Genomic DNA, 8,446 nt, shown 5'->3' on the forward strand with positions numbered 1-8,446 from the left:
CACGTGATCGTCGACCACCACATACAGTGCTGTCAGGAGGGTGTTCAGTTCTTTGGTCACACATCGATCTTGAACACCCTCCGCCCCACGTCTCCGCAGCCGCGCCGACCACACCCTTCAAGGAATCACTCATCTAGCTGTGCTTGAGCCGGTGCCCGACGGCCAGCCCCGCCACGGCGGCGCCGGACGCGGCGGCGAACACGAACCACCGGCCGGCGCGCGACAGCTTGCGCCAGCCGAGCACGGTGACGGCGGCGTCGGCCGCGTCGCACATCCCGCCGGCGGCCACCCAGTACGCCGCCTCCGCACCGGGTTCGCCCGCACCGCGTAGTGCCAGCGCACGCAGCGCACCGGCGCCCAGCGCGAGGTCACGCGCCCCGAGCGCACGGCTCAACGTGCGGACGTTCGGGTCGCTCGCCGTCTCCTCGCCGACCCACGGGCGCGCCAGGGCCGTGGGGAAGCACATCGCCGTCACGCCGACGGTCACCCGTGCCAGCGCGATCGTGCCGGCCACCAGGGCCTCCAGGTCGACGGTGATCTCGTCCTCGGTGCGGCGGCGCGACATCGTGCACTCCCAGGGGTTCTACGACGGATGTCCCTACGCTACCGAGGATCGTCGAGGTCGTAGACCTGGCGGCCGTCCACCGTGGTCGCGGTGTAGTTGGCCGCGACCCAGTCGCGGACCGCGGCGAGCTGGTCGTTGTCACCGCCGCGGCCGAGACCGCCCGCGTCGCCGACGAAGTAGCGCACCTCGCCGGCGGCCACCAGCCGCTCGAACTCGGCCAACGTCGGCGTCGGGTCGGTGCCGTTGAAGCCGCCGAGCGCCATCACCGGCTCGCCGGTCGCGAGCTGCAGCGCGGCGGCCGGGCTGCCGCCGACGGTGGCCGCCGCCCACCGGTAGCCGTCGGTGTCCGCGGACAGCTTCGCCTTCAGCTCGTCGCCGACATCGCCGCCGCGCATGCCGCCCACGGTCAGCTCCGGCACACCTCGCGGCGGCCGGCCTCCGCCGTCCGGCCCGACGACGCGCAGGCCACCCGGCCGCCCAGACACCTCACTGGCGGCCACCGGGCCGGCGCTGGGTATCGCCCCGCCGGTCGACCTGGTCGCCGTCTGCACGCTGTACGCCACCGGACCGCCGAGCGTCACCAGCAGCGCCACTATCGCCGCGGGCACGCCAGCGCAGGCAGCACGCGACTGCGCATCGAAAGCAGCAACAGCACGGCGACGACTGCGCCGCCCACGACGGCGTAACGCAGCCACGGTTGCCAGTCGGGCGTGCGGCTCAGCAGCACCCACGCCCACACACCGGTCGACGCCACCATCGCAACCGTGACACCGGCGCCGAACCAGTCCCTGCGGCGCCATGCGGCGACCGCGCCGACACCCACGAGCGCACCGATCGCCGGCGCCAGGGCGACCGTGTAGTACGCGTGGATGATGCCGGCCGCGAAGCTGAACACCGCCGCGGTCACCAGCAGCCCCACAACAGCGCGAACGCGCGGGTCCTTTCTGTACGCGGTGCGCGGCCGGCGAAAACCACCAGCGCAACCAACGCCACGAGCGCGGCCGGCAGCAGCCAGCTCACCTGACCGCCCATCTCCGCGCCGAACAACCGGGTCAGCCCGGTCGCACCCCACGCCCCAGGCTGCGGGTTCCCGCCGGGCACCACCGCGCCGGTCTGGTTGCCGGTGATGCGCCCGAACCCGTTGTACCCCAAGGTGAGCTCGAGGATGCTGTTCGTCTGCGAACCCCCGACGTACGGCCGGCTCGCGGCCGGCCACAGCTCGACGAGCGCGACGTACCAGCCGGCAGAGACGACCAGTGCCGCGAGCGCGGCGAGCAGCTGCAGTATCCGCTTGCCGAGCTTCGGCGGTCCTGCCACCAGGTAGGCGACACCGAGCGCCGGCACCACGATCAGCGCCTGCAGCATCTTCGTGAGGAAACCGAAGCCCACGAACGCACCGGCGAGCACCAGCCACCAGGTGCGTCCGCTCTCCACGGCCCTGGTGACCGCGTACGCCGCTGCCACCAGGAGCAGCACGAGCAGGGCATCCGGGCTGTCGAAGCGGAACATCAGCGTCGCGACCGGCGTCGTCGCGAGCACCGCGCCGGCCAGCAGGCCTGCGCTGGTACCGAACCAGCGCTTCACGGTCGCGTACAGCAGGCCGACAGCGGCGACGCCCTGCAGCGCCTGTGGCACGAGCAGGCTCCACGAGCTCAGCCCGAAGAGCCGCACAGAAGGCCCCATCACCCACAACGACGCCGGCGGCTTGTCGACGGTGATGAAGCCTTCCGGGTCCAGGGCACCGAAGAACCAGGCCCGCCAGCTCTCGCCGCCGGCCTGCGCGGCGGCCGCGTAGTACTCGTTCGCCCAGCCCGAGGTGCTCAACCCCCACAGGTAGAGCACGCCGGTGGCGAGCAGCAGAGTGACCAACGGCAGCCGTTTGGTCATGACGCTCCTCGCGCGCTGATCGCTTCCTCTTCGCCGAACACCCAGGCGCGGTACAGCACGAAGCGCACGACCGTCGCTACGACGTTCGCCGCGAAGAGCACGCCGAGCTCCGTGTACCTCCCAGGCGCCGGCGTGATCGCGTGCAGCGACGCGAGCGACGCGCTCGTCAGCGCAAGCCCGACCCCGAACGCCACCAGGCCGCGTGCCTGTTGACGCTCCTATATCTGATCAGCTCGCCGCGGCCGCGGATGCCGAAGGAGTACCTGCGGTTCGCGTACGTGTTGAGCAGTGCCGTGACGAGCAGCGCGACGACGTTCGCCAACTGGGCCGGCGCCACGTACCGCAGGAGGAGGAAGAGCGCCGCGTACGCAGCGGTGCAGAACGCTCCGACGAGCCCGAACCTGACCAGTTGCACGATCGGTGCCGGCCGGCTCTGCGCTCGTGCGGGGAAGTCGCGGAACGCCGTGGCGAACGAGATCCTGCCCAACGTGAGGCGCGTGCCGAGCCGCGCCACGCCGCGCAGGTCGTCGAGCGCCGTACGTACGATCGCCACCCGGCTGTCCAGGTCGTCCACCCAGTCGACCGGCACCTCGTGGATACGCAGGCCGGCGCGCTCGCACAGCACGAGGAGCTCGGTGTCGAAGAACCACATCCGGTCGTGCACCAGCGGCAGCACGGCCCTTGCGACGTCGGCGCGGATCGCCTTGAAGCCGCACTGCGCGTCGCTGAACGTCACGCCTAGCGCGGTTCGTAGCAGCAGGTTGTAGCCGCGCGAGACGACCTCACGGCGGGGTCCGCGCACGATGCGCGAACCGCGTGCCAACCGGGTGCCGATCGCCACGTCGGAGTGCCCGGAGAACAGCGGCGCCACGAGCGGCAGCAGCGCGGCCAGGTCGGTGGACAGGTCGACGTCCATGTACGCGAGCACCTCGGCGTCGCTGCTGCCCCACATCAGGTGCAGTGCGCGGCCGCGGCCCTTCAGCGGCACGTGCACTGCACGAACCTCGGTGAGGTCGGTGGCGAGCCGGCACGCGACGTCCCAGGTGCCGTCCAGGCTGGCGTTGTCGGCGATGGTGATCCGGTAGGTGAACGGGAGCGTCTCGCGCAGGTGGCCGTGCAACCTGCGGATGCTGCGGTCGAGGCTCACCTGCTCGTTGTGCACCGGGACGACGATGTCCAGCTGCGGCGACGGCGTACGCGTAGCTGTCGGGGACATGTGCATGCAACAAAGACTTGGGCACCAGCCTCGGCGGCAGCTGGCGCGGCCCTGGGAAGACGCTGGGAGATCGGCCGTGCCTGCCGGCGACTGTCGGTGGGGGGTCGTACGGTGCTCACCATGCCGAAGAAGCAAGCGGACCGGCCGAGCTACCGGTGTGGCGAGTGTGGCTGGCAGACGTCGAAGTGGGTGGGGCGCTGCGGCGAGTGCCAGGCGTGGGGCACCGTCGCGGAGCACCGCGTCGCGCCGTCGGCCAGGAAGGTGACCGCCGGCCCGGTCTCGATGACGGCCACCCCGATCATGGACGTGCCGACGGTGGACGCCCGGCATCGCCCGACCTCGGTACCCGAGCTCGACCGGGTGCTCGGCGGCGGCCTCGTCGAAGGCGCGGCGGTGCTGCTCGCCGGTGAGCCGGGGGTGGGCAAGTCCACGCTGCTGCTCGAGGTGGCGGCGGCAGCCGCACGCGCCGGCACCACCGCGCTGTACGTCACTGGCGAGGAGTCCGCGGCGCAGGTACGGCTGCGCGCCGACCGGGTGAACGCGCTCGCCGACGGGCTCTACCTGGCCGCGGAGACCGATCTCGGCGCGGTGCTCGGACAGGTCGAGGCCGTGCAGCCGGGGCTGGTGATCGTCGACTCCGTGCAGACCGTCGCCGCGGCCGACACGGAAGGCGTCGCCGGTGGTGCCGCCCAGGTGCGTACGGTGGCGGCGACGCTCGTGCGGGCGGCGAAGGAGCGTGGCATCCCCACGGTGCTGGTCGGGCACGTCACGAAGGACGGCACCGTCGCCGGGCCCAAGGTGATGGAGCACCTGGTCGACGTCGTGCTGTCGTTCGAGGGCGACAGGCACACCAGGCTGCGCATGGTGCGCGCGGTGAAGAACCGCTTCGGCTCCACCGACGAGGTAGGCTGCTTCGACCTCGGCCACGAGGGCATCACGTCGCTGCCCGACCCGAGCGGCCTGTTCCTCAGCCGGCTGGCGAAGCCGGTGGCCGGCACCTGCGTCACCGTGACGCTCGAGGGCCGGCGTCCGCTGGTCGCCGAGCTGCAGGCGCTCGTCACCGCCGGCGGTCCGCAGGGCACGCCACGGCGCACCACGTCCGGCCTGGACCCGTCCAGGCTGGCGCTCATCATCGCGGTGCTGCAGCGGCGGGCGCGGCTGCCGGTAGGTGTCGGCGACGTCTTCGCCGCCACCGTCGGCGGCGTCCGGTTGGGCGAGCCCGCCGCGGACCTCGCGCTGGCCCTCGCGCTGGCGAGCGCGTCCACCGACCGGCCGGTAGACGCGGGCACGGTGGCGATCGGCGAGGTCGGCCTGGCGGGAGAGGTCCGCCGCGTCCCCGACGTCAGGCAACGGCTGGCGGAGGCGGCCAGGCTGGGCTTCCAGCGCGCGCTCGTACCGCCGGACTCAGGCGCGGCACCCGACGGCATCGAGGTCGTCGAGGTCGGCGACATCGAGTCCGCCCTGCTGGCCGTGGGCGTGCCCGCGGGCACCAGCCGTAGCACCGCTGCGGCTGCCTGTGCATCGCCTGCCACCGCACGCCGACAAGGCCGGCGCGGCAACGAGGAGCAGCCGTCCCGGCCTGTACACTTACGACCGATTTCGCCGTGACGGCTGGGCTCGCGTAGCCCGCACATCCGCAGGGATTGCCGACCTAGTACCGTCCCGACGAGACGACGCATGGCAACCGGGGCGGATACCACGTGGCAAAGAACTACGGCGACCTGCTACGCAGTACGTTGGTCGCAGTGGCGCCCGGCACCGCATTGCGGGATGGCCTGGAACGGATCCTGCGTGGCAACACCGGTGCGTTGATCGTCCTCGGCCACGACCGCACCGTCGACTCGCTCTGCACGGGCGGGTTCGGGCTCAACGTCGAGCTGACCGGTCAGCGGCTGCGCGAGCTGGCGAAGATGGACGGCGCGATCCTGCTGGACAGCAGCCACAGCCGCATCCTGCGGGTCAACGTACACCTGATGCCGGACCCGTCCATCCCCACCATGGAGTCGGGCACCAGGCACCGCACGGCGGCCAGGGTCGCGCTGCAGACCGGCCGGCCGGTGATCACCGTCAGCCAGTCGATGCGGATCATCCAGCTGTACGTGGGCGACCGCCGGCACGTGATCGAGGACCCGGCGACCATCCTGTTCAGCGCGAACCAGGCAGTGCAGACGCTAGAGCGCTACCGGCTGCGCTACGACGAGGTGTCGCGCGGCCTGTCCGCGCTGGAGATCGAGGACCACGTCACCGTGCGGGACGTCTGCACCGTCGTGCAGCGCCTCGACATGGTGCGCAGGATCGCCGCGGAGATCGAGGGCTACGTGGTCGAGCTCGGCACCGACGGGCGGCTGCTCTCGCTGCAGCTGAACGAGCTCGTCGCAGGCATCGAACCCGACCGCGACCTGGTGGTGCGCGACTACGTCCCGGGCGAGCCGGCCGAGCTGACCCCGGTGGTGCTGGCCGGCCTGGAGGGCCTCGGCGACACGGAGATGCTCGACATCGGGTCGGTGACCCGTGCGTTCGGCTTCGGCGGCAGCGAGGTGCTCGACAGCGTCGTCAGCCCGCGCGGCTACCGGCTGCTGGCGAAGCTGCCGCGGCTGCCGCAGGCGGTCTGCGACCGGTTGGTGAACCACTTCGGCACGCTGCAGGAGCTGCTGGCCGCGAGCGTCGCCGACCTGCAGGACGTGGATGGCATCGGCGAGCTACGCGCCCGCGGGGTACGGGAGGGCCTGTCCAGGATCGCGGAAGTGTCCCTCGTGGACCGCTTCCACTGACGGTCAGCTCTCGCGCAGTACGAAGACCGGGCGGTCCTTCGGCTTGGCCTTGCCCACCCGGGCGTCCACCACGTAGTAACCGGGCTTCGCCTCGATGTCGGTGTTCTTGCAGCCCTCGGCGGACCTGGTGCGCTTCCAGGTGACGGTGGACGTGTATACGTCACCGCTGGCGAACTTGCGCAGGTCCTCGGCCTTGCGCCTGGAGCAGTCGACGTTCGACCACACCCGGTCCTTGCCGGAGATCACCTTGAGGTACGCAGCTTCCTTGCCCATGTCGATGTAGCACGTGGACTTGCGCAGGTTCACGATGATGACGGTGAACTTCGGGTCTTCGTTGGCCGCGTAGAACTTCTGGTCGCTGCGGACGCTGACCCGTACGTCGTCGGTCGGGCAGATCGTCTTGCCGCCGCGCTTGCTGACCGACGGCGACGCGGAGCCGCTCTTCGAGCCGGACGCGGTGGGCGTGCCGCTGCTCGACCCGCTGGCGCCGGGGGTCTCGGTGACGGTCGGCGTCGCCGTCTCCGACGGCACGGTCGGCAGCGCGCTCGAGCTGCTCGCGGCGCTCACCGGCTTCTGACCGGCGTCCGAGTTCCGGGTACACGCCCACACCACACCACCGACGACGGCCAACAGCACTGCCAGCACGATGAGCCGCCGCCGCCAGTAGGTACCCGTGGGCAACGGCCCAGTGGGATTACGCAGCGTGTCCACGCAATCGACGATAGACGCGCGCCGGCCGAACGCCGCGACGGCACGCCGAGGGCACCGGATTTCCACCGGTGCCCGTACAGCAGGCAAGCCTGCCACAGCGCGGCATCGGCGGCAGCCGGTTCCGGGTGCCGTGCCACGATGTGCACAGCATGGACCCACAGCACAACGACACGGCCGCCGTGGTGGCGGCGGTCACCAGGTGGTACGCGGAGCACGCGCGTGACCTGCCCTGGCGCCGTGCGGACGCGTCCCCGTGGGCGGTGCTGATCAGCGAGATCATGCTCCAGCAGACGCCGGTGAACCGGGTGCTGCCGGCGTACGAGGAGTGGGTGGCGCGGTGGCCGACACCGGCGGACCTCGCCGCCGAGGAGCCGGCCGCGGCGGTGCGCGCGTGGGGCCGGCTGGGCTACCCGCGGCGCGCGCTGCGGCTGCACGCCGCCGCGTGCGCGATCGTGGAGCGACACGGCGGCGACGTACCCGCCGACTACGACGACCTGGTCGCGTTGCCAGGCATCGGCGACTACACGGCCGCGGCGGTGGCCTCGTTCGCGTACCGGCGCAGGCACGTGGTGCTCGACACGAACGTCCGGCGGGTGCTGACCCGCGTCGTGACCGGTGAGCAGTTCCCGGCCACCAGCCCGTCCGCGGCGGAGCGCCGGCTGGCGACCGACCTGCTGCCCGCGGACGGCCCCGCGGCGGCGACCTGGGCGGTGGCGTCGATGGAGCTTGGCGCGCTGGTGTGCACCGCACGGTCCCCGTCGTGCGAGCGCTGCCCCGTACGTACCGAGTGCGCCTGGCGCCGCGCCGGCTACCCGGCGACCGACCGCCCCCGGCGCGTCCAGCGCTACGACGGCACCGACCGGCAGGCCAGAGGCCGGCTGCTCGCGGTACTGCGCGACGCCACCGGCCCGGTGACCGCCCGCCGCCTAGCCACCGCCTGGGACGACCAGGTGCAGCGCGCGAGAGCCCTGGACAGCCTGGTAGCCGACGGCCTGGTCGAACCCCTAGCCGGCAACAGGTACCGCCTCCCCCAAACCACCCCCACATCCTGACCCGCGGCGGCAGCCGGCGCACCAGGCGTGCAGGCGTAGTGGCCGGACAGAGTGCCCGGCGTCGAGCCGTGGTGGGCCGCACGCATCGCGGGCGGTGGGCCGTGGGCCTAGATGAGTGATTCCTTGAAGGGTGTGGTCGGCGCGGCTGCGGAGACGTGGGGCGGAGGGTGTTCAAGATCGATGTGTGACCAAAGAACTGAACACCCTCCTGACAGCACTGTATGTGGTGGTCGACGATCACGTG

At 71.8% G+C, this 8,446-nt stretch carries 5 protein-coding genes and 2 pseudogenes; 3 read left to right on the forward strand and 4 right to left on the reverse strand.

The window, feature by feature from the left end; genetic code table 11:
- Positions 1 to 133: 133 nt before the first annotated feature.
- The 3 genes and pseudogenes from GEV07_29975 to GEV07_29985 all read right to left on the reverse strand — a co-directional run bounded on the left by GEV07_29975 (position 134) and on the right by GEV07_29985 (position 3,674).
- Positions 134 to 565 carry a hypothetical protein gene (locus GEV07_29975; protein MQA06749.1) on the reverse strand — a complete coding sequence of 144 codons (432 nt, stop codon included), beginning with the start codon at positions 563 to 565 and terminating at the stop codon, positions 134 to 136.
- A gap of 38 nt (positions 566 to 603) precedes the next feature.
- Positions 604 to 2,452, reverse strand: a pseudogene (locus GEV07_29980) (phospholipid carrier-dependent glycosyltransferase).
- Positions 2,449 to 3,674 (reverse strand): annotated as a pseudogene (locus tag GEV07_29985) (glycosyltransferase). Before GEV07_29985 ends, GEV07_29980 begins: the two co-directional pseudogenes overlap by 4 nt.
- A 114-nt stretch (positions 3,675 to 3,788) precedes the next feature.
- Between GEV07_29985 and radA the strand changes: the two are divergent.
- Positions 3,789 to 5,276 carry a DNA repair protein RadA gene (gene radA / locus GEV07_29990; protein ID MQA06750.1) on the forward strand — a complete coding sequence of 496 codons (1,488 nt, stop codon included), beginning with the start codon at positions 3,789 to 3,791 and terminating at the stop codon, positions 5,274 to 5,276.
- Positions 5,277 to 5,368: 92 nt separating this feature from the next.
- Positions 5,369 to 6,439, forward strand: coding sequence for a DNA integrity scanning protein DisA (disA, locus tag GEV07_29995; GenBank protein ID MQA06751.1), 1,071 nt, complete (start codon positions 5,369 to 5,371; stop codon positions 6,437 to 6,439).
- Positions 6,440 to 6,442: 3 nt separating this feature from the next.
- Here disA and GEV07_30000 read toward each other — a convergent pair whose 3' ends face one another.
- Positions 6,443 to 7,150, reverse strand: a complete 708-nt coding sequence (locus tag GEV07_30000; GenBank protein MQA06752.1) for a hypothetical protein — start codon at positions 7,148 to 7,150, stop codon at positions 6,443 to 6,445.
- 149 nt (positions 7,151 to 7,299) lie between these two features.
- Between GEV07_30000 and GEV07_30005 the strand changes: the two genes are divergently transcribed.
- On the forward strand, positions 7,300 to 8,202 hold the full coding sequence (locus GEV07_30005) for an A/G-specific adenine glycosylase (protein MQA06753.1): 903 nt from the start codon (positions 7,300 to 7,302) through the stop codon (positions 8,200 to 8,202).
- The last annotated feature ends 244 nt before the right edge of the window (positions 8,203 to 8,446 follow it).

Source organism: Streptosporangiales bacterium (assembly GCA_009379825.1).
Classification (GTDB): Bacteria; Actinomycetota; Actinomycetes; order Streptosporangiales; family WHST01; genus WHST01.